The organism is Pseudomonas germanica (assembly GCF_019614655.1).
GTDB classification, from domain to species: domain Bacteria; phylum Pseudomonadota; class Gammaproteobacteria; order Pseudomonadales; family Pseudomonadaceae; genus Aquipseudomonas; species Aquipseudomonas neuropathica.
On the sequence record NZ_CP071586.1, the window covers coordinates 1,409,625 to 1,428,193 of the forward strand.

At 58.2% G+C, this 18,569-nt stretch carries 21 protein-coding genes and 1 pseudogene; 15 read left to right on the forward strand and 7 right to left on the reverse strand.

All coding sequences use genetic code 11. The features are described from left to right. Positions 1 to 7 precede the first annotated feature (7 nt). The 5 genes from J0G10_RS06085 to J0G10_RS06105 all read left to right on the forward strand — a co-directional run bounded on the left by J0G10_RS06085 (position 8) and on the right by J0G10_RS06105 (position 3,839). The gene (locus tag J0G10_RS06085) at positions 8 to 1,402 is read left to right on the forward strand and encodes a PhoH family protein (protein WP_016985016.1); all 1,395 of its coding nucleotides are present in this window, start codon (positions 8 to 10) and stop codon (positions 1,400 to 1,402) included. 227 nt (positions 1,403 to 1,629) lie between these two features. After that, complete coding sequence (moaC, locus tag J0G10_RS06090) at positions 1,630 to 2,103, forward strand: cyclic pyranopterin monophosphate synthase MoaC (protein WP_093437022.1); 474 nt, start codon at positions 1,630 to 1,632, stop codon at positions 2,101 to 2,103. Then, on the forward strand, positions 2,100 to 2,342 hold the full coding sequence (gene moaD / locus J0G10_RS06095) for a molybdopterin converting factor subunit 1 (RefSeq protein ID WP_077571219.1): 243 nt from the start codon (positions 2,100 to 2,102) through the stop codon (positions 2,340 to 2,342). The genes moaC and moaD overlap by 4 nt, the downstream gene beginning before the upstream one ends. A 3-nt stretch (positions 2,343 to 2,345) precedes the next feature. Next, on the forward strand, positions 2,346 to 2,798 hold the full coding sequence (gene moaE / locus J0G10_RS06100; protein ID WP_038357637.1) for a molybdopterin synthase catalytic subunit MoaE: 453 nt from the start codon (positions 2,346 to 2,348) through the stop codon (positions 2,796 to 2,798). Between the two features lie 264 nt (positions 2,799 to 3,062). Next, positions 3,063 to 3,839, forward strand: a complete 777-nt coding sequence (locus J0G10_RS06105; protein WP_007914314.1) for an ABC transporter substrate-binding protein — start codon at positions 3,063 to 3,065, stop codon at positions 3,837 to 3,839. A 107-nt stretch (positions 3,840 to 3,946) separates the two neighbouring features. On the opposite strand, the gene J0G10_RS06110 is transcribed toward J0G10_RS06105, so the two are convergent. From J0G10_RS06110 to J0G10_RS06130, 5 genes are all read right to left on the reverse strand, one after another. Further along, positions 3,947 to 4,573, reverse strand: a complete 627-nt coding sequence (locus J0G10_RS06110) for a helix-turn-helix transcriptional regulator (protein ID WP_220557989.1) — start codon at positions 4,571 to 4,573, stop codon at positions 3,947 to 3,949. A 91-nt stretch (positions 4,574 to 4,664) separates the two neighbouring features. Next, positions 4,665 to 5,792 carry an NAD(P)/FAD-dependent oxidoreductase gene (locus J0G10_RS06115; protein ID WP_220557991.1) on the reverse strand — a complete coding sequence of 376 codons (1,128 nt, stop codon included), beginning with the start codon at positions 5,790 to 5,792 and terminating at the stop codon, positions 4,665 to 4,667. 150 nt (positions 5,793 to 5,942) lie between these two features. Then, positions 5,943 to 6,887, reverse strand: a complete 945-nt coding sequence (locus tag J0G10_RS06120; protein ID WP_220557993.1) for an ornithine cyclodeaminase family protein — start codon at positions 6,885 to 6,887, stop codon at positions 5,943 to 5,945. A gap of 136 nt (positions 6,888 to 7,023) precedes the next feature. Further along, positions 7,024 to 8,502, reverse strand: a complete 1,479-nt coding sequence (gene rhlB / locus J0G10_RS06125) for an ATP-dependent RNA helicase RhlB (protein WP_095050970.1) — start codon at positions 8,500 to 8,502, stop codon at positions 7,024 to 7,026. 97 nt (positions 8,503 to 8,599) lie between these two features. Next, positions 8,600 to 9,256 (reverse strand): alpha/beta hydrolase, encoded by a 657-nt coding sequence (locus J0G10_RS06130; protein ID WP_220558012.1) that lies wholly within the window; start codon positions 9,254 to 9,256, stop codon positions 8,600 to 8,602. A gap of 467 nt (positions 9,257 to 9,723) precedes the next feature. On the opposite strand from J0G10_RS06130, the gene J0G10_RS06135 reads away from it, so the two are divergent. The 4 genes from J0G10_RS06135 (at position 9,724) to J0G10_RS06150 (ending at position 13,884) form a co-directional block, all read left to right on the forward strand. Continuing rightward, entirely contained in the window at positions 9,724 to 10,755 is a 1,032-nt protein-coding gene (locus J0G10_RS06135) for an amino acid ABC transporter substrate-binding protein (protein ID WP_095050968.1), read from the forward strand. A gap of 66 nt (positions 10,756 to 10,821) precedes the next feature. Continuing rightward, positions 10,822 to 12,003 carry an amino acid ABC transporter permease gene (locus J0G10_RS06140; protein WP_095050967.1) on the forward strand — a complete coding sequence of 394 codons (1,182 nt, stop codon included), beginning with the start codon at positions 10,822 to 10,824 and terminating at the stop codon, positions 12,001 to 12,003. 10 nt (positions 12,004 to 12,013) lie between these two features. Then, positions 12,014 to 13,108, forward strand: coding sequence for an amino acid ABC transporter permease (locus J0G10_RS06145; protein ID WP_220558024.1), 1,095 nt, complete (start codon positions 12,014 to 12,016; stop codon positions 13,106 to 13,108). Between the two features lie 11 nt (positions 13,109 to 13,119). Then, positions 13,120 to 13,884 carry an amino acid ABC transporter ATP-binding protein gene (locus tag J0G10_RS06150; protein ID WP_008080191.1) on the forward strand — a complete coding sequence of 255 codons (765 nt, stop codon included), beginning with the start codon at positions 13,120 to 13,122 and terminating at the stop codon, positions 13,882 to 13,884. A 53-nt stretch (positions 13,885 to 13,937) separates the two neighbouring features. Here the strand turns inward: J0G10_RS06150 and J0G10_RS06155 are convergent, their stop codons facing one another. After that, a complete protein-coding gene (locus J0G10_RS06155) occupies positions 13,938 to 14,426 on the reverse strand; it encodes a type II toxin-antitoxin system MqsA family antitoxin (protein WP_095050965.1) in 489 nt (162 codons plus the stop codon). Further along, positions 14,423 to 14,734: a type II toxin-antitoxin system MqsR family toxin gene (locus J0G10_RS06160; RefSeq protein WP_099758064.1), complete on the reverse strand. Its 312-nt coding sequence runs from the start codon at positions 14,732 to 14,734 to the stop codon at positions 14,423 to 14,425. Before J0G10_RS06160 ends, J0G10_RS06155 begins: the two co-directional genes overlap by 4 nt. Before the next feature lie 166 nt (positions 14,735 to 14,900). Here J0G10_RS06160 and J0G10_RS06165 point away from each other — a divergent pair, with 166 nt between their 5' ends. The 6 genes and pseudogenes from J0G10_RS06165 (at position 14,901) to J0G10_RS06185 (ending at position 18,494) form a co-directional block, all read left to right on the forward strand. Further along, positions 14,901 to 15,560, forward strand: coding sequence for a FadR/GntR family transcriptional regulator (locus J0G10_RS06165; protein WP_095050963.1), 660 nt, complete (start codon positions 14,901 to 14,903; stop codon positions 15,558 to 15,560). Beyond that, entirely contained in the window at positions 15,550 to 16,854 is a 1,305-nt protein-coding gene (locus J0G10_RS06170; protein WP_093436962.1) for a CynX/NimT family MFS transporter, read from the forward strand. The genes J0G10_RS06165 and J0G10_RS06170 overlap by 11 nt, the downstream gene beginning before the upstream one ends. 204 nt (positions 16,855 to 17,058) lie before the next feature. After that, positions 17,059 to 17,529, forward strand: a complete 471-nt coding sequence (locus J0G10_RS06175; RefSeq protein WP_077571232.1) for a nuclear transport factor 2 family protein — start codon at positions 17,059 to 17,061, stop codon at positions 17,527 to 17,529. A gap of 40 nt (positions 17,530 to 17,569) precedes the next feature. Continuing rightward, positions 17,570 to 17,872, forward strand: a complete 303-nt coding sequence (locus J0G10_RS06180; protein ID WP_095050962.1) for a GIY-YIG nuclease family protein — start codon at positions 17,570 to 17,572, stop codon at positions 17,870 to 17,872. A gap of 8 nt (positions 17,873 to 17,880) precedes the next feature. Then, a pseudogene (locus tag J0G10_RS29945) lies at positions 17,881 to 18,108 on the forward strand (phage portal protein); the annotation flags it as partial. A gap of 158 nt (positions 18,109 to 18,266) precedes the next feature. Next, positions 18,267 to 18,494 (forward strand): hypothetical protein, encoded by a 228-nt coding sequence (locus J0G10_RS06185; RefSeq protein ID WP_220558026.1) that lies wholly within the window; start codon positions 18,267 to 18,269, stop codon positions 18,492 to 18,494. The last annotated feature ends 75 nt before the right edge of the window (positions 18,495 to 18,569 follow it).

The following is an 18,569-nucleotide window of genomic DNA, read 5'->3' on the forward strand; positions in this document are numbered from 1 at the left end:
ACCGAGTATGGATGATCACGGACGTAGCCCTTCCTCCAACCAGCCAATCCTTTATGTACTCGATACCAACGTATTGATTCACGATCCAAATGCCCTGCTGAATTTCGAAGAACACCACGTCGCGATCCCGATGACCGTGCTTGAAGAGCTGGACAAGCTCAAGAGCGGGCATCACAGCGTTGCCGCCGAATGCCGTCAGGCCATCCGGCTGATCGACAAGACCCTGGGCGACGCTTCCCCTGAAGACGTCGAGCTGGGTGTGCCGATCCAGCGCGGTAAAGGCGGGCCGAAGGGCTTGCTGTCAATTCTGATGAGCAAACAGGCCGAATCGAATCTGATTCTGCCCGAGCATCTGAACGACAATAAAATCATCAACCAACTGATCGATTTGCACACCCGCGATCCGAAAAAGCCTGTGGTGCTGGTCACCAAAGACATCAACATGCGCCTCAAGGCGCGCGCCTGTGGCATCGATGCCGAGGATTACAGCACCGACCAACTGGTCGATGACGTGTCTCTGCTGCCCAACGGCTATCACAACATGACCGGCTCATTCTGGGACCGCGTGAGCAAGGTCGACACCCGCCAGGATCACGGCCGCACCTGGCACCAAGTGCAACTGATCGACAACCTGCCGGCGGTGCACATCAACGAGTTCATCATCGACGAACAGGGCTTTGTCGGCTGGATCAAGGAGATCGACGAGGCCAAGCTGCTGATCCTCGACCTGCATCAGGAACCGCTGCTGCATCAAGAGGCCTGGGGGCTGAAGCCACGCGACATCTATCAGAGTCTGGCGCTGTACGCGTTGCTGGATCCGGACATTCATCTGGTCAACCTGTCGGGTGCGGCAGGCTCCGGTAAAACCATTCTGGCGCTGGCCGCGGCGATCGAGCAGACCATGGTCAGCAAGCGTTATCGCCGCATCATTGCGACCCGCAGTGTGCAGGGCCTGGACCAGGAAATCGGCTTCCTGCCCGGCACCGAAGCGGAAAAAATGGAGCCGTGGCTGGGCGCCATCACCGACAACCTCGAAGCCTTGCACATGGATGACGAAAACACCCATGGCAGCGTCGATTACATCCTCAGCAAAGTGCCGTTGCAGTTCAAATCGCTCAACTACATTCGCGGTCGCAGCTTCCAGCAGAGCCTGATCCTGATCGACGAATGTCAGAACCTGACGCCGCACCAGATGAAAACCATCATCACCCGGGCCGGTGCCGGTTCGAAAGTGGTGTGCCTGGGCAACCTCGCACAGATCGACACCCCTTACCTGTCCGCGACCAGCTCCGGGCTGACCTACCTGACCGAACGCTTCAAGGATTTCCCCAACGGTGTGCACATCACCCTGCAAGGGGTGCCTCGCTCGATTCTGGCCGAATACGCCGAAACCCATCTGTAACCTTTCAACCAAAACCGGGCGGCCTAAAAGCCGCCCGGTTTTTTATGGCCCTGCACAAATCCAGATGTAGGAGCTGCCGAAGGCTGCGATCTTTTGATCTTGATCTTCAAAAGCCAGATCAAAAGATCGCAGCCTTCGGCAGCTCCTACACAGGTTGCGTGATAATCCGACTCGCAGAAATTTGACCCGCAGGTTTACAATCGTCGCTCCTGATCAGGAGTAATCCCGTGCTGACTCATCTCGATTCCCAAGGTCGCGCCAACATGGTCGACGTCACCGAAAAAGCCGTGACGTTCCGTGAAGCGACGGCCCAAGCGCTGGTGCGCATGCTCCCCGAAACGCTGCAGATGATCGTCAGCGGTGGCCATCCCAAGGGCGACGTGTTCGCCGTGGCGCGCATTGCCGGCATTCAAGCGGCGAAGAAAACCAGCGATCTGATTCCCCTGTGCCATCCGCTGATGCTCACCGGCGTCAAAGTCGAACTCAGTGCTGATGGCGACGACACCGTGCGCATCGTTGCCCGCTGCAAGCTGTCCGGGCAGACCGGCGTTGAGATGGAAGCGTTGACCGCTGCCAGTGTTGCCGCCCTGACCATTTACGACATGTGTAAAGCCGTCGATCGCGGCATGACCATTGAAAGCGTGCGTCTGCTGGAGAAGGTCGGTGGCAAGAGCGGGCACTTTCAGGCGGAGCAGCCATGAACCTGACCGTGAAGTTTTTTGCCCGTTACCGCGAAGCGCTGGGCGTGGATTCGGTAAAGATTGAAGGTGATTTCGCCACCGTCGAGGACGTTCGCGCACTGCTCGCGCAACGTGACGGCGCCGAGGTACTGAGCGAGCAGAACCTGATGTGCGCACGCAACGAAGACCTCTGCCAACTCGATGAGCCGGTGGTCGATGGCGACGAAGTGGCGTTTTTCCCTACCGTGACCGGGGGCTGATCCATGGCGATTCGCGTGCAGGCCACGCCGTTCGATCCGGGCGCTGAAGTCAACGCGATGCATGCGGCCAATGTCGGCGTCGGCGCGGTGGTGAGTTTTGTCGGCTACGTGCGCGACTTTAACGACGGCCTCGATGTAGCGGGGATGTTCCTCGAACACTATCCGGGCATGACCGAAAAAGCCCTCGGTAAAATCGCCATCGAAGCCGAACAGCGCTGGCCGTTGTTGAAACTGGAAGTGCTGCACCGCATCGGCGCATTGGAGCCGGGCGAACCCATCGTGTTTGTCGGCGCCGCCAGCGCCCATCGCCAGGCCGCCTTCGATGCCTGCGCCTTTGTCATGGACTACCTGAAAACCCGCGCGCCGTTCTGGAAGAAAGAAAACACCAGCGACGGGCCGCGTTGGGTTGAGGGGCGGGACAGTGATCATGCAGCGGCGGATCGCTGGAAGAAATAACTCCTGTAGCGCCTTCAAATCAGCTATCGCGAGCAGGCTCACTCCTACAATTGGAATGCGTTCCCCTGTAGGAGTGAGCCTGCTCGCGATGACGTCATCTGCATCACCAAATCCTCCATCTTTGCCCGATTGACGCATTGTACATATAAGTCCAATATGGATTTACAAGTACAAAAAAGCTTCAGTCTTGCCGCTCGAAGCTCCCCGCTTCCGGTTGCTCTTCTTCATCTTGCCAAACCAACAACAACCCGCGAGAGAACGAACATGAAGAAACTCCCCCTCATCACCGGTCTGGCCCTCAGTCTGTTGGCCTCCGCCAGCGTGTTCGCCGCCGAGCAAACCCTGCGCATCGGTATCGAAGCCGCTTACCCGCCATTTGCGTCGAAAACCGACAAAGGCGAAATCGTCGGTTTCGACTACGACATCGGCAATGCCCTGTGTGCGCAGATGAAGGTCAAGTGTGTGTGGGTCGAAGGTGAGTTCGACGGTCTGATTCCTTCGCTGAAAGTGAAAAAGATCGACATGGCGCTGTCCTCGATGACCATCAACGAAGACCGCAAGAAGTCGGTGGATTTCACCCACAAGTACTACTTCACTTCGTCACGACTGGTGATGAAGGAAGGCGCCACGGTCGACGATCAATACGCGAGCCTCAAGGGCAAGAATGTCGGCGTGCAGCGCGCGACCACCACCGATCGTTATGCCACCGAGGTGTTCGAGCCGAAGGGCATTAACGTCAAGCGCTACAGCAACAACGAAGAAATCTACATGGACCTGGCAGCGGGGCGGCTTGATGCGATTTTTGCCGACACCATTCCGCTGAATGACTTTTTGTCGATGCCGCGTGGCAAGGGTTATGCGTTTGTCGGGCCTGAGTTGAAGGATCCGAAGTACGTGGGCGAGGGCGCAGGGATTGCAGTGCGCAAGGGTAATGCAGAATTGGTCAGCCAGTTGAATGGCGCCATTGATGGCATTCGCGCGAGTGGCGAGTACCAGAAGATTTCCGAGAAGTATTTCAAGTCCGACATCTACGGCGACTGATAGTCCGCTATCGCTGGCAAGCCAGCTCCCACAGGTTTTGTGTACACCGTAAATCCTTGTGGGAGCTGGCTTGCCAGCGATGGGGCCGGATCAATCACCGCAAATCTCTAGGCCTTCATTTCTTTCAGATGCTTGTACACCGTCGCCCGCCCCATGTTCAGCACATTGGCCACATAGTTCGAGGCGCTCTTGCCCTTGAACGCGCCCTCGGCGTGCAGCGCCAGCACCAGTTCGCGTTTGTGATCGCGGGTCAGCAGGTTCAGGCTCAGCTGCCGTTCGCGCAGCCAGGCGTGGAGGAAAGTGTTGATGCGCTCCTGCCAGTCATCGCGAAACAGTGAGTCCGGTTGCGGGATCAGTTTGCTCGGCGAGAGGAACAGGTCCAGCGCGGCCTTGGCATTCTCGAACAGCGAAATATTCAGGTTGATGCACAACACCGCCAGCGGGCGGCCTTCGCTGTCGCGCAGCACGGTGCTCAGGCTGCGAATCTTCTGGCCATCCCAATTGAGCTTTTCGTACGGGCCGATATTACGGTCGCTGACATCCTCGCTGAGCATGTCCTCCAGTGACGAGTCGTCGCCGATCTCGCGCTTGGACAGGTTGTTGGCGATGTAGTCGACCTTTTGCGTGCGCAGGTCGTGCAGCACCACTTCAGCGTGGGGAAAGAACAGCGTGGCGATGGCGTCGGCGACGGCGCGGAAGTTATCCAGCGCCGGGTCGAATTCAGGGGCAGTCATGACAGTGGAGCTCCAGGCAGCGTCAACGCCCCCGTGATCAGGAGGCGTTGCGAGTGTGCCGCAATCCGTTGGGCGCGTCATCCGTGGACAATCAGGCGAGGCGAGCGGGGGCGAGCATGGTGCTGTCCAGCCCGAACTGCTGCAAGTGCTCGGGCAACGGCTCGCCGCGTACCAACGCCGCGCTGGCCTGGCCCATCGCCGGGGAAGTCTGAATGCCGTAACCACCCTGTGCCGCCACCCAGAACAGCCCCGGCACCTGCTGATCGAAGCCACTGAGCAAATCACCGTCGGCGACGAAGCTGCGCAGGCCGGCCCACGTACGCGTCGGACGGCGGATGGTCAGCGTGGTGGCTTCTTCGATCTGGTAGATGCCCATGGCAATGTCCAGTTCTTCCGGCTGCACATCGTGAGGCTCGACCGGGTCGGCGTTGGCGGGCGAGCCGAGAAACATGCCGGCGTCGGGCTTCATATAGAAGGATTCGTCGAGGCTGACCAGCATCGGCCAGTGATGAATGTCGACGCCTTCCGGCCCGGCGAAAATGAACGCGGCGCGGCGCTTCGGTTGCAGGCCCAGCGGTTGGGCGCCGGCCAGTGTGCCGATCTTGTCGGCCCAGGCGCCGGCGGCGTTGATGATCACTGGCGCGCTGAACGTCTGGCCGTTGGTCTGAACACTCCAGAGGCCCTCGGTATCGCGACTGAGGCCTAGCACTTCGCAATCGGTGTGCACTTCGCCGTTGTTGCGGCGGATCCCGCGCAGGTAGCCCTGATGCAAGGCGTCAGTGTCGATGTCGCTGGCGCTCGGGTCATAGATCGCGCCGTGGACTTTTTCCCGACGCAGGATCGGCAGTCGCGCGCAGGCTTCGTCGGCGCTGAGCAGTTGCATCTCCGGCACGGTGGCTTTGGCGCTGAGATATTGGTTGTTAAGTTCGGCGGCATCACCGGTGAAATCCACGGTCATTTCACCGCGTGGGGTGAGCAGTGGGTGTTCGCAGAAACCGGCTGGCGGGTGGTCAAAAAACGCCCGGCTGGCCTGGGTCAGCGCGCGAACTTGTGGCGTGCCGTACGCGGCGGTAAACAGCGCGGCGGAGCGCCCGGTGGAGTGATAGGCCGGGTGGGATTCACGTTCGAGCACGATCACTTTGCCGTGCGGCGACAGCCAGAAACCGGTGGATGCGCCGGCAATCCCGCCGCCGATGATGATGAAATCTGCCTGGCTCATGTAGGTCTCCAGTGGATACGCAATATCGAGGCGTTCGCTAGTCCCTTGTGGGAGCGAGCCTGCTCGCGAAAGCGGTATATCAGTCGACATCTTCGGTGAATGTCAGACCGCTATCGCGAGCAGGCTCACTCCTACAGGGGATTTGTGGTGTTAGTGAGTCAAGTGATAAATCGCATTGGCGAGGGCGATGTCTTCCAGTCCCAGGCCGATTGAACGGAAGAACACGTGACGATCGTAATCGGGGCGCTGCACTTTCTCGCTGAGCAAGTCGGCGAGGTCGCCGACAATCGAATCCTTGCTCCAGCCATGCTGTTCACTGGCAATCAGCATCTCACCTGCCGAACCCGGCGTGGTCAGACGATAGTCGCAGAACACCTGCATGTCGTTGAGGCTCTGCGGCGGCACTTCATGGGCACGCGGGGCGTTGGTGCTGATCGAGGTGATCAGGGCTGGTTTGCTCAGCGCGGCCGGATCGATCACCGGGCCGGCGGACGAGGTGCACAGCATGATCACGTCGGCCTCGACGAGAGCGGCTTCACGGCTGTCAACGATCCTCAGGTTGGGAGTGATGGCTTTCAACAGTGCCTTGGTTTGAGCGTCGGCGGACAGGCTTGGCGAATACAGACTGATGCTCTGCCAGTCGCGCAGACCTTTCACATAGTGCAGATGCGCCTGCGCAACCTTGCCACTCCCGATGATTGCCAGTCGCGTGGCGTTTGTCGGAGCGAGGGTGTCGACCGCCACAGCCGTGGTCGCGGCGGTGCGCGCGGTGGTCAGTTCGGCGGCATCGCAGAGCAGCAGCGGTTGACCGGTTTTCATCGACATCAACAAGGTCCATGCCGTCACCAGCGCACCTTGCTCGCGAACGATATACGGCGAGGTCTTCACGCCGTACACGCCTTCTTCGGCCAGCACGCCCAGATAATTGATGAAGTCGCCGGCACCTTGCGGAAATTCCACCAGTTGCTGCGCCGGTTGCACGGCGTTACCCGCCGCAAGATCACGGAACAGCTTGCGCAGGATTTGCGGCACATCAATGCGCGCCAGCAGCTCACGGGCCTGATGCTGGTCGATCACGTAGGGCGTATTGGACATATCAGGCTCCGAAGATGAAAGATAAACTTATTAGTCCATTATGGACTTTTAGTTTTCTCTCGCAAGCACCTGATGAAACACCGGGCGAAAAAAAAGCGCAGTCCGTTGCCGGCTGCGCTTTTCCTTTAAACGTCGTTTACTGCGGACGCTTGCGCTCAACCGCGCGCAACAGATGCGTCGGCGGCGTTTCACAGCTGATCTTGCGACCGAGCTTCTCTTCGATGGACGGCAACTGGTAGGAGTCGTCCTCACCGGCGAAGCTGATCGACACACCGTCGGCGCCAGCACGACCGGTCCGGCCGATGCGGTGCACGTAGTCGTCCGGGACTTCCGGCAGGGTGAAGTTGATCACGTGGCTGATGCCGTCGATGTGGATGCCGCGACCGGCCACATCGGTGGCGACCAGCACGCGAATCTTGCCTTCGCGGAAACCTTCCAGGGTCTTGATGCGTTTGTGCTGAGGCACATCGCCGGACAGTTGCGCGGCGTTGATGCCATCGCGCACCAGGCGTTCTTCGATGCGGCGTACTTCGTCCTTGCGGTTGGCAAACACGATCACTCGTTCCCAGCCGTTATCGTTGACCAGGTTGTAGAGCAGTTTGTACTTGTCGGCACCGGCCACCGCATAGATGTGCTGCTCGACGTTTTCGTTGGCAACGTTGGTGATTTCGATTTCGACGATCGCAGGGTCGGTGGTCCACTGCTTGGCGAGGTTCATCACGTCTTCGGTGAAGGTCGCGGAAAACAGCAAGGTCTGGCGCTCGGATTTCGGCGGCGTCTGGCGAATGATCTGACGTACCTGCGGGATGAAACCCATGTCGAGCATGCGATCGGCTTCGTCCAGCACCATCACTTCGACCATGTCCAGGTGCACGTCGCCACGCTGGTTAAAGTCGAGCAGACGGCCCGGTGTGGCGACGAGGATGTCGCAGTGACGCGCTTCGAGGTGCTTGAGCTGCTTGTCGAAGTCCATGCCGCCAACAAACGTCATGACGTTGAGGCCGGTGTACTTGGTCAGGTCAGCGGCGTCCTTGGCGATTTGTACCACCAGCTCACGGGTCGGCGCGATGATCAGCGCACGGGGTTCGCCCATGTAGCGTTCTTTCGGCGGCGGGGTCTGCAGCAGCTGGGTGATGATCGAGATCAGGAACGCGGCGGTTTTACCGGTGCCGGTCTGCGCACGGCCAATGGCGTCTTTGCCGGCGAGGGTGTAACCCAGGACCTGCGCCTGAATCGGAGTGCAGTACGGAAAACCCAGATCCTGGATGGCGTGCATCAGTTCTGGAGACAGCTTGAAATCGTGGAAGCGGGTTTTGCCTTCCTGTGGCTCGACGACGAAATCCTCGAGTTTCCACGGAATAACCGGTGCCTTGGGCTTCGGTTCGCGGCGCGGTCTGGCCGGTTTCGGCGCTTCGCTGCGGGCAGGTTCGGCAGCGATTGGCGCGGCCGGTGCAGGTTGTGGTTCTGCCTTCGGTGCCGCTACGTGAGCGGGGCGGTCGGCCTGTGGCGCATCGTTGCGATGACCGGGGGCGTGCGACGGCGCACTGGGAACTGGCGCGAGCTGCTCAGCCTCGCTTTTACCGAACATCTTCTTGAGTGCTTTGAGCACGGTCATCTCATCAATTGGTTAAGGAATGTACGCCGGCCAGTGTAATGCAAGAAACGGGCGCGGCGTAGTGGGAGGGATCAAAGGGCGGCTTTAATCTCGACGCTTAGCGCAAACGTTCGGTCAACCAGGCACCGATGTCGCGAATTTCCTCGGGTAACACTTCGTGCTCCATTGGGTATTCCTGCCATGTCACGGTGACACCATGCTTCACCAAATGCTCATAAGCACTGCGCCCCATCGAGTTTTGCACCACGCCATCGAACTGGCCGTGCAGGCATATCGCGGGAATCCGCTGCTGACTGGCTGACAGCTCCATCTCATCACTGAAGGTCGGCGCATATGTCGACAACGCCAGCACGCCGCCCAATGGCCCCTGCCATTTCATAAATGCAGTGTGCAACACCACCGCGCCACCCTGGGAAAACCCGGCGAGAAAAATTCGCGAGGCGTCTATTCCGCTGGCGCGCTCGTTTTCGATCAATTCAATGATGCGATCCGCCGACGCTTCCAGCTCATCACGATCGATCGCGCGCGCCGGGCTCATGGCTTTGATGTCGTACCAGCTTGGCATGGCATATCCGCCATTTATCGTCACTGGACGAGTTGGCGCCTGTGGCAACACGAAGCGAGTGCTCAGCAGGCTTTCCTGCAATGCCTCGGCCACCGGCAGGAAGTCGTAACGGTCGGCGCCGAGGCCGTGCAGCCAGATCACGCAGGCGTCTGCGGGCTTAACAGGCTGAAGAATCAAGGGCTCGGTCATGTCTGCTCCAAAAATGTGCGGGCGCTCTCATTAAGTGCGTGGTTCGAGTGCGCGTCCGGTTGATCCGTTAAGAAGATGTCGCAAGGTTACAAGTTTTGCTATTGACCTGTCGCCGAATCGATTCGGTGAGCGGTGTGGTACGGGCTTTGCTATGGCTTGAACCGTGCAACCGATCTTGCGTGGGCGGTAACACTATCAGTGTACGACCCGCGACGGGATTGCAAAGAATCCGGTGATGGATGTTCGCCAATGGCCGCTACGGGCTTAGCGAATGTGAAAGGGCTACAGCCCGTTCGGCCGATTGGTGAGAAGTGAGTTGTCCATGATGTGGATTTTCTCCTACTAGACTCATAGCGAAGGTCTTACGTCGGTTGACCCCAAAAAAAGCCAACACGGGTCAACAACGCCTCAAAAGGGTGCGACTGGACTCAAGCTCCGACACAACAAGAGCAAAACTGGAGGTTTGAATGAAGATGTTGAAATCCACTCTGGCGATCGTGACTGCAGCAACAGTTCTCGGCGTCAGCGGGTTCGCTCAGGCGGGTGCAACCCTGGATGCCGTGCAGAAGAAAGGTTTCGTGCAGTGTGGCGTGAGCGACGGTCTGCCGGGCTTCTCGGTACCGGACGCAACCGGCAAGATCCTCGGGATCGACGCTGACGTCTGCCGCGCTGTGGCCGCTGCCGTATTCGGCGACGCGACCAAGGTCAAATTCAGTCAGTTGAACGCCAAAGAGCGCTTCACCGCGCTGCAATCGGGCGAGATCGACATCCTGTCGCGCAACACCACCATGACCAGTTCCCGTGACGCGGGCATGGGCCTGAAATTCCCAGGCTTCATTACCTACTACGACGGCATCGGTTTCCTGGTTAACAACAAGCTGGGCGTGAAAAGTGCCAAAGAGCTGGACGGTGCAACCATCTGCATCCAGGCCGGTACCACCACCGAGCTGAACGTTTCCGACTACTTCCGTGGCAACGGTCTGAAATACACCCCGATCACCTTCGACACCTCCGATGAAAGCGCCAAGTCGCTGGAATCCGGTCGTTGCGACGTGCTGACCTCCGACAAGTCCCAACTGTTCGCCCAGCGCTCCAAGCTGGCCTCGCCGAAGGACTACGTGGTTCTGCCGGAAACCATTTCCAAAGAACCGCTGGGCCCGGTCGTACGTAACGGTGATGATGAGTGGCTGGCCATCGTGCGCTGGGTTGGCTACGCGCTGCTCAATGCTGAAGAAGCCGGTATCACTTCGAAGAACGTCGAAGCCGAAGCCAAGTCGACCAAGAACCCGGACGTTGCCCGTATGCTCGGCGCTGACGGCGAGTACGGCAAAGACCTGAAACTGCCGAAAGACTGGGTTGTGCAGATCGTCAAACAAGTCGGCAACTACGGCGAAATCTTCGAGAAAAACCTCGGCAAGAGCACTCCGCTGGAAATTGACCGCGGCTTGAACGCCCTGTGGAACAACGGCGGCATTCAGTACGCACCACCAGTGCGCTAATGGTTCTATCACCCGGCGGGCCAACCGCCGGGTGATGTTCTTGTTCCATTTCTTCCGGGGCACTTCATGCAAAATTCAATCGGCGCACCAAAGCAGAGGCTCAGCCTCAGCGATCCACGAGTGCGTGCGTGGCTATTCCAGATCATCACCGTTGTGGCGGTGGTCTCGCTGGGCTGGTACTTGTTCGACAACACGCAAACCAACCTTCAGCACCGGGGCATTACTTCCGGTTTCGGCTTTCTGGAGCGCAGTGCCGGGTTCGGCATCGCTCAACACCTGATCGACTACACGGAAGCGGACAGCTATGCCCGCGTCTTTGTCATCGGTCTGCTCAACACCCTGTTGGTGACCGTGATCGGCGTGATTCTGGCGACGATCCTCGGTTTCATCATCGGCGTGGCGCGGCTGTCGCAGAACTGGATCATCAGCAAACTGGCGACTGTATATGTGGAAGTGTTCCGCAACATTCCGCCGCTGCTGCAAATCCTGTTCTGGTACTTCGCGGTATTCCTGACCATGCCGGGACCGCGCAACAGTCATAACTTCGGTGACACCTTCTTCGTCAGCAGCCGAGGCCTGAACATGCCGGCCGCGTTGGCCGCTGATGGTTTCTGGGCGTTCGTGATCAGCATCGTGGTGGCCATCGTCGGCATCGTGCTGATGTGCCGCTGGGCCAACAAGCGCTTTGAAGAAACCGGCGTGCCGTTCCACAAGTTCTGGGTGGGCCTGGCGATTCTGCTGGTGATCCCGACCTTGTGCGCACTGATCTTCGGCGCTCCGCTGCACTGGGAAATGCCTGAACTCAAAGGCTTTAACTTTGTTGGCGGCTGGGTGCTGATCCCGGAACTGCTCGCCTTGACCCTGGCCCTGACCGTGTACACCGCGGCGTTTATCGCCGAGATCGTGCGTTCGGGCATCAAATCGGTCAGCCATGGCCAGACAGAAGCGGCGCGCTCGCTCGGCCTGCGCAACGGCCCGACGCTGCGCAAGGTGATCATTCCGCAAGCCCTGCGCGTGATCATTCCGCCCCTGACCAGCCAATACCTCAATCTGGCGAAGAACTCCTCGCTGGCGGCCGGTATCGGTTACCCGGAAATGGTGTCGCTGTTCGCCGGCACCGTGCTCAACCAGACCGGTCAAGCCATCGAAGTGATTGCCATCACGATGAGCGTGTACCTGGCGATCAGTATCAGCATCTCTCTGCTGATGAACTGGTACAACAAGCGCATTGCGCTGATCGAGCGGTAAGGAAAAGCGCATGAGTACTCATACTTTCAAACCTGACATGCCACCACCGAACAGCAGCATCGGCGTGGTGGCGTGGATGCGCGCGAACATGTTCTCCAGCTGGCTCAACACCCTGCTGACGCTGTTTGCGTTCTACCTGATTTATCTCGTGGTGCCTCCGATCCTCAGCTGGGCGATTGTCGATGCCAACTGGGTCGGCACCACCCGCGCCGACTGCACCAAGGAGGGCGCCTGCTGGGTGTTCATTCAGCAGCGTTTCGGCCAGTTCATGTACGGCTACTACCCGACGGAACTGCGCTGGCGTGTCGACCTGACCGTGTGGCTGGCGGTGATCGGCGCGGCACCATTGTTCATCTCGCGTGTGCCGCGTAAAGCGATCTACGGGCTGAGCTTTCTGGTGCTGTATCCGATCATTGCCTTCACCTTGCTGCACGGCGGTTTCGGTCTGACCACCGTGGCAACCAGCCAGTGGGGCGGTCTGATGCTGACCCTGGTGATCGCCACTGTCGGTATCGCCGGTGCGTTGCCGCTGGGGATTGTGCTGGCGCTGGGCCGTCGTTCGAACATGCCGGCGATTCGGGTGGTCTGCGTGACCTTCATCGAGTTCTGGCGCGGCGTGCCGTTGATCACGGTGCTGTTCATGTCTTCGGTGATGCTGCCGTTGTTCCTGCCTGAAGGCATGAATTTCGACAAGCTGCTGCGGGCGCTGATCGGCGTGATCCTGTTCCAGTCGGCCTACGTCGCCGAAGTGGTGCGTGGCGGTCTGCAAGCGATCCCCAAAGGACAGTACGAAGCCGCTGCCGCGATGGGCCTCGGTTATTGGCGTTCGATGGGCCTGGTGATTCTGCCGCAAGCCCTGAAGCTGGTAATCCCCGGCATCGTCAACACATTCATTGCGCTGTTCAAGGACACTAGCCTTGTGATCATCATCGGCCTGTTTGACCTGCTCAACAGCGTCAAACAAGCCGCTGCCGATCCCAAATGGCTGGGCATGGCCACCGAAGGCTACGTGTTCGCCGCCCTGGTGTTCTGGATTTTCTGTTTTGGTATGTCGCGCTATTCCATGCATCTGGAACGCAAGCTCGACACTGGCCACAAGCGTTAGGAGTTCTGTAAATGAGTGAAGCAATCAAAAAGCCTGTAGGTCCTGAAGGCATTATTCAGATGCAGGGCGTCAACAAGTGGTACGGCCAGTTCCACGTGCTCAAAGACATCAACCTCAACGTCAAACAAGGCGAGCGTATCGTCCTGTGCGGGCCGTCGGGTTCCGGTAAGTCGACGACGATTCGTTGCCTCAATCGTCTGGAAGAACACCAGCAGGGCCGCATCGTCGTCGATGGCGTGGAGCTGACCAACGACCTCAAGCAGATCGAAGCGATCCGCCGTGAAGTCGGCATGGTGTTCCAGCACTTCAACCTGTTCCCGCACCTGACCATTTTGCAGAACTGCACCCTAGCGCCGATGTGGGTACGCAAGATGCCCAAGCGCAAGGCCGAAGAAATCGCCATGCACTACCTGGAGCGCGTTCGCATTCCTGAGCAGGCGCACAAGTTTCCGGGGCAACTGTCCGGTGGTCAGCAACAGCGTGTGGCGATCGCCCGCGCGCTGTGCATGAAACCGAAAATCATGCTGTTCGATGAACCGACTTCAGCGCTCGATCCGGAGATGGTGAAAGAGGTTCTGGACACCATGATCGGCCTGGCTGAAGACGGCATGACCATGCTTTGCGTGACTCACGAGATGGGCTTTGCCCGTACTGTGGCCAACCGCGTGATCTTCATGGACAAAGGTGAAATCGTTGAACAGGCGGCGCCGAATGACTTCTTCGATAATCCGCAGAACGAGCGGACGAAGTTGTTCTTGAGTCAGATTTTGCATTGATGGTTTGTGTGTAAATCAAACCCGGCCTTGTGCCGGGTTTGTTTTTTTGTGGGTCAGGATACGGTGAGGGTTTCGTGTTCTTTGTGGACTGTGTGCTTGAAACCTCGCAGGTCTGCGCCTTCTGCCAAGGTTTGAATATCGACAAGCATGTAGGGATGTCGGTCCAGCAGGCGCATGAGCAGCACCAATGCTCTGGGTGGAAGTAATTCACCCCGCTCGTAACGAGAGAACGCGTTATGCCCGCCGCCGGAGAGCAGTTGCACCGTCTCTTTTTGCGTCAGGTGCAATTTGCGTCGAATACGTTTCATCTCGGCACCGATCATTTGTCTGGCGGCGATAACCAGCTCATCGCCTGCTTTCGTATAACGTTCCGCGCTATCGGTATCGTCATCCCACTCGACTTCGCCGCACTGCTGGCATTCCCAGCCAGAAAGATCGGTTACACGGCGCTCCATGCCTTTGACACTCAGGGTCTCGCCTCGCCCCTCGAAATGCCTCATTCCCTCACGGGCACCACAGCTGAAACATTGCCGGGTTTTCATGGGTTTTTCTCCTTGAAGGAGATTACCGGTGCGCCGCCGGCAGGGCGGTATGTCACCTTGATGTAAATCTCCAGATCTTGTGAATGGGTGTGATACACGTCCTGCCAGACTCGATGATCGTCATAGCTGGTCATCGACTTGTACAACATCCTGTTCTGCAGCTCGTAAACGATTTCTTGCATCTCTCTTATGCTAAAGCCGAGAAGATCACCGGATTCTGCAGAGCTTCTGGTAAAGGCCCTTCTTCCAAGCCGCCTGACCTCAGCCTTGATCACCGCCAGCTCATAATGGGGTGTGTTCTTTTCCATAAGAAACCAAAACCCTGTCCCTGAAATTACCCTTAAAGGGTAATTTTCACCAATCGAAAATATCGCTCCATGTGTCTCCGATTGACCCTAGGTGGTTGCCGTCCTACACGGGTCTGACTAACATGTCAGAAAATTCATCCTATGATTGGATGAAAGGGAAAATCCTATGTCAGATATCTCTCCACTCGTTAAGCGATCCCTGGTCGATCAGGCTCTGGATCAGCTTCGTCAGCGCATCAACAGCGGTGCCTGGCAGGTTGGCGAGCGTTTGCCGACCGAACCCGAGCTGTGCGCCGAGCTGGGCATCAGCCGCAACACCGTGCGCGAAGCCATGCGCGTGCTGGCGTTTTCCGGACTGATCGAGATTCGCCAGGGCGATGGCAGTTACTTGCGCGCCGTGGTCGATCCGCTCGATACGCTAAAAGCGTTGTCACGCTGCTCGCTGGATCAGGCACGGGAAACCCGGCACATTCTCGAAGTCGAGGCCATCGGCCTGGCGGCGTTGCGCCGTACCGACGAGGACCTCGTCGCATTGCGTGAAGCGCTCGGCACCAGCGGCAGCCACTACCACGGCGATCTCGACACCTATATCGCCTGCGATCTCGTGTTCCACCGTCGTTTGGTCGATGCCGCGCACAACCCGACCCTCAGCGAGCTTTATCGCTATTTCTCCAGCATCGTCGGTGCGCAATTGCGCCAGACCCTGAATATCGTCCCGCGCCGTCAGGAAGTGTTCGACTTGCATATCGAGTTACTCGATGCGGTCGAGCAACGCGACCCGGAACGGGCCAAAGCTTTGTCGAGGCAGTTGATCAATGAACCTTGAAACCGAGAAATCCATGTCCCGCAGTGAGCTATCCACAACCCCCAAACGCACGGCAGAACTCGAAGAGCTGCTGATCGATGCCGAGGCTGACGACGAGCAAGTGCAACAAAGCCATCCGCTGGTGCGCCGGCCGTGGTTGCTGCTGCTCGGCTTGATTCTGGTCGCGCTGAATTTGCGTCCGGCGCTGTCGAGCATGGCGCCGCTGCTCAGTGATGTGTCGAAGAGCCTCGGTTTGTCGGCGGCTCAGGCCGGTTTGCTGACCACACTGCCAGTGCTGTGCCTGGGATTGTTCGCCCCACTGGCACCGATTCTGGCGCGGCGTTTTGGCGCTGAACGGGTGGTGTTGGGAATTCTACTGACACTGGCCGGTGGGATTATCTTGCGCAGCAACTTCGGCGAGATCGGCCTGTTCGCTGGCAGCGTATTGGGCGGCGCGAGTATCGGCATCATCGGAGTTTTGCTGCCGGGCATCGTCAAGCGCGACTTCGCCAAACATGCGGGCACCATGACCGGCGTGTACACCATGGCGTTGTGTCTGGGCGCGGCGATGGCGGCGGGTTCCAGCGTGCCGCTGAGTGAACATTTCGGTCACAGTTGGGCGATGGGCCTGGGTTTCTGGGTGATTCCGGCGCTGGTTGCAGCAGTGTTCTGGCTGCCGCAAGTCGGGCAGAAACATGGCGCGCACAACGTCGCCTACCGTGTGCGCGGGTTGCTGCGTGATCCGTTGGCCTGGCAGGTGACCTTGTACATGGGCCTGCAATCGTCGCTGGCCTACATTGTGTTCGGCTGGTTGCCGTCGATCCTGATTGGTCGCGGCCTGACGCCGACCCAGGCCGGTCTGGTGTTGTCCGGTTCGGTGATCATCCAGCTCGCCAGTTCGTTGGCTGCGCCGTGGCTGGCGACGCGCGGCAAGGATCAGCGTCTGGCGATCGTCGTGGTCATGGCGCTGACTCTTGGCGGGCTGTTCGGTTGCCTGTACGCGCCGATCGAAGGCCTGTGGGGCTGGGCGATTCTGTTGGGGCTGGGGCAGGGCGGTACGTTCAGTCTGGCGCTGACGTTGATTGTGCTGCGTTCGCGTGATTCGCATGTTGCGGCGAATCTGTCGAGCATGTCGCAGGGTTTCGGTTACACGTTGGCGTCGATGGGGCCGTTTGCGGTCGGCGTGGTGCATGACTGGACCGGCGGCTGGAATGCCGTGGGCTGGATCTTCGGCATCATTGGCACCGGTGCGATCATCGCTGGCCTCGGCGCCGGGCGTGCGTTGTACGTGCAAGTGCAAAGCGAAAAAATCTGACGCGGTTCAAACTGTAGGAGTGAGCCTGCTCGCGATAGCTTTATACCAGTCAACGTTGCGCTGACTGACACACCGCTATCGCGAGCAGGCTCACTCCTACATGGGTTTTGTGTACAGCGGGTATTCGGTTTACGAATGCCGATAGTGTTTCTGCGCATTGCAGATTATGGTGCTGGCACTCTGTACCTATTTTGGAGTTTGCCCATGAGCGAAGCCCACGCCGCGTTGATCACCCGCTTCTACCAGGCCTTCCAGCGCCTCGATGCCGAAGCCATGGCCGCCTGCTACACCGACGACGTCGTGTTCAGTGATCCGGCCTTCGGCGAACTGCGCGGGCGCGATGCCGGCGACATGTGGCGCATGCTCACCACCCGCGCCAAAGACTTCTCGCTGACCTTCGACAACGTCCGCGCCGATGAGCGCAGCGGTGGCGCACATTGGGTCGCGACCTACCTGTTCAGCCAGACCGGCAACATTGTCATCAACGATATCCAGGCCCGTTTCGTCTTCCGTGACGGCAAGATCTGCGAGCACCACGATCACTTCGATCTGTGGCGCTGGTCGCGTCAGGCCCTCGGTTTCAAAGGCCTGCTGCTGGGCTGGACGCCACTGGTGCGCAACGCCGTGCGCGCCCAGGCATTGAAGGGACTGAAGGCATTTCAGGCCGGTCGCTGATAAGATCGCCGCCTGTTTTCCTACACGTTCAGATCCCGAAGTGACCAGCCTTAGCGAAAAACCTGTCGACGTCGCCGAACCCGTGAGCAAGTCCTGGTTCGTCTACCTCGTTCGCGCCGCCAATGGCTCGTTGTACTGCGGGATCAGCGACGATCCGGTGCGTCGTTTCGCCAAGCATCAAAGTGGCAAAGGCGCACGGTTCTTCCTCTCCAGCCCGGCGATGGCGCTGGTTTATACCGAACTGTGCCGCGACAAGAGCGATGCGCTGCGCCAGGAACGTTTGATCAAAAAACTCAGGAAGAGCGCCAAGGAATGCCTGGTCGCGTCTTATCAATCTGACTGATTGCAACAAAAGACGAGTTCGAGCGCATCAACAGCATCACAAGCAATGACGTGATCGCTGCGTGGCGAATGAACCCAGCGCTGGGGGGGATGCCAGAGAATGCGGCGGGGTTTGGTGATATCGAGAAGATAGATCGGGTTTATATAAATAATGAGATACGACCGATTAGCCAGTTGTTCAATCAGGTGAACAGATCGCTGCGACATGACAGGAAAATTTATTGGGCATCTTTATAGTAAATCAATTGTATTAATATAATTTTAAATCGCAAAATCTACTAAAGACCTGTCAGGTTTGACAGTGGTTTCGATCTTCTTTTAATGACAGGCTAAAGGCTCCAGTCTTACCAATACTAAGACTTTAATTTAGCTGGCTAGTGTTTAGGAGCTTCAAAATGTCGAAGGCAGCAGAGTTTTCGATCGTGAAAGCTATTGATACCGAGGTGTCCGTTAGGGATAAGTTTGCGAAAGAGTATGGGTTGTCTACTCCAATAGTTGAGGTTCGTCTCGACTGGGCGCGAAACATAGCCACGGTTGTTTATAATGATATTCAGCTTAGCGCGCGTGGCGTTGATGCTTACAGCGCGCCCTCAATAGAAAAAACGACAACTATCAAAAGATGATTGTATTCTTATCTTTTAGTGTTGGTTGGTCGGCGGGTGCAGAGTTTGCATTTATCAATTAGCGTGTGCTGCTGT

What these genes read in the sequence shown, in the direction of transcription:
- J0G10_RS06085 (WP_016985016.1), top strand. Translation starts at nt 8, where the DNA reads ATGGATGATCACGGACGTAGCCCTTCCTCCAACCAGCCAATCCTTTAT.
- moaD (WP_077571219.1), top strand. Translation starts at nt 2,100, where the DNA reads ATGAACCTGACCGTGAAGTTTTTTGCCCGTTACCGCGAAGCGCTGGGC.
- moaE (WP_038357637.1), top strand. Translation starts at nt 2,346, where the DNA reads ATGGCGATTCGCGTGCAGGCCACGCCGTTCGATCCGGGCGCTGAAGTC.
- J0G10_RS06105 (WP_007914314.1), top strand. Translation starts at nt 3,063, where the DNA reads ATGAAGAAACTCCCCCTCATCACCGGTCTGGCCCTCAGTCTGTTGGCC.
- J0G10_RS06110 (WP_220557989.1), bottom strand. Translation starts at nt 4,573, where the DNA reads ATGACTGCCCCTGAATTCGACCCGGCGCTGGATAACTTCCGCGCCGTC.
- J0G10_RS06115 (WP_220557991.1), bottom strand. Translation starts at nt 5,792, where the DNA reads ATGAGCCAGGCAGATTTCATCATCATCGGCGGCGGGATTGCCGGCGCA.
- J0G10_RS06120 (WP_220557993.1), bottom strand. Translation starts at nt 6,887, where the DNA reads ATGTCCAATACGCCCTACGTGATCGACCAGCATCAGGCCCGTGAGCTG.
- rhlB (WP_095050970.1), bottom strand. Translation starts at nt 8,502, where the DNA reads ATGACCGTGCTCAAAGCACTCAAGAAGATGTTCGGTAAAAGCGAGGCT.
- J0G10_RS06130 (WP_220558012.1), bottom strand. Translation starts at nt 9,256, where the DNA reads ATGACCGAGCCCTTGATTCTTCAGCCTGTTAAGCCCGCAGACGCCTGC.
- J0G10_RS06135 (WP_095050968.1), top strand. Translation starts at nt 9,724, where the DNA reads ATGAAGATGTTGAAATCCACTCTGGCGATCGTGACTGCAGCAACAGTT.
- J0G10_RS06140 (WP_095050967.1), top strand. Translation starts at nt 10,822, where the DNA reads ATGCAAAATTCAATCGGCGCACCAAAGCAGAGGCTCAGCCTCAGCGAT.
- J0G10_RS06145 (WP_220558024.1), top strand. Translation starts at nt 12,014, where the DNA reads ATGAGTACTCATACTTTCAAACCTGACATGCCACCACCGAACAGCAGC.
- J0G10_RS06150 (WP_008080191.1), top strand. Translation starts at nt 13,120, where the DNA reads ATGAGTGAAGCAATCAAAAAGCCTGTAGGTCCTGAAGGCATTATTCAG.
- J0G10_RS06155 (WP_095050965.1), bottom strand. Translation starts at nt 14,426, where the DNA reads ATGAAAACCCGGCAATGTTTCAGCTGTGGTGCCCGTGAGGGAATGAGG.
- J0G10_RS06160 (WP_099758064.1), bottom strand. Translation starts at nt 14,734, where the DNA reads ATGGAAAAGAACACACCCCATTATGAGCTGGCGGTGATCAAGGCTGAG.
- J0G10_RS06165 (WP_095050963.1), top strand. Translation starts at nt 14,901, where the DNA reads ATGTCAGATATCTCTCCACTCGTTAAGCGATCCCTGGTCGATCAGGCT.
- J0G10_RS06170 (WP_093436962.1), top strand. Translation starts at nt 15,550, where the DNA reads ATGAACCTTGAAACCGAGAAATCCATGTCCCGCAGTGAGCTATCCACA.
- J0G10_RS06175 (WP_077571232.1), top strand. Translation starts at nt 17,059, where the DNA reads ATGAGCGAAGCCCACGCCGCGTTGATCACCCGCTTCTACCAGGCCTTC.
- J0G10_RS06185 (WP_220558026.1), top strand. Translation starts at nt 18,267, where the DNA reads ATGTCGAAGGCAGCAGAGTTTTCGATCGTGAAAGCTATTGATACCGAG.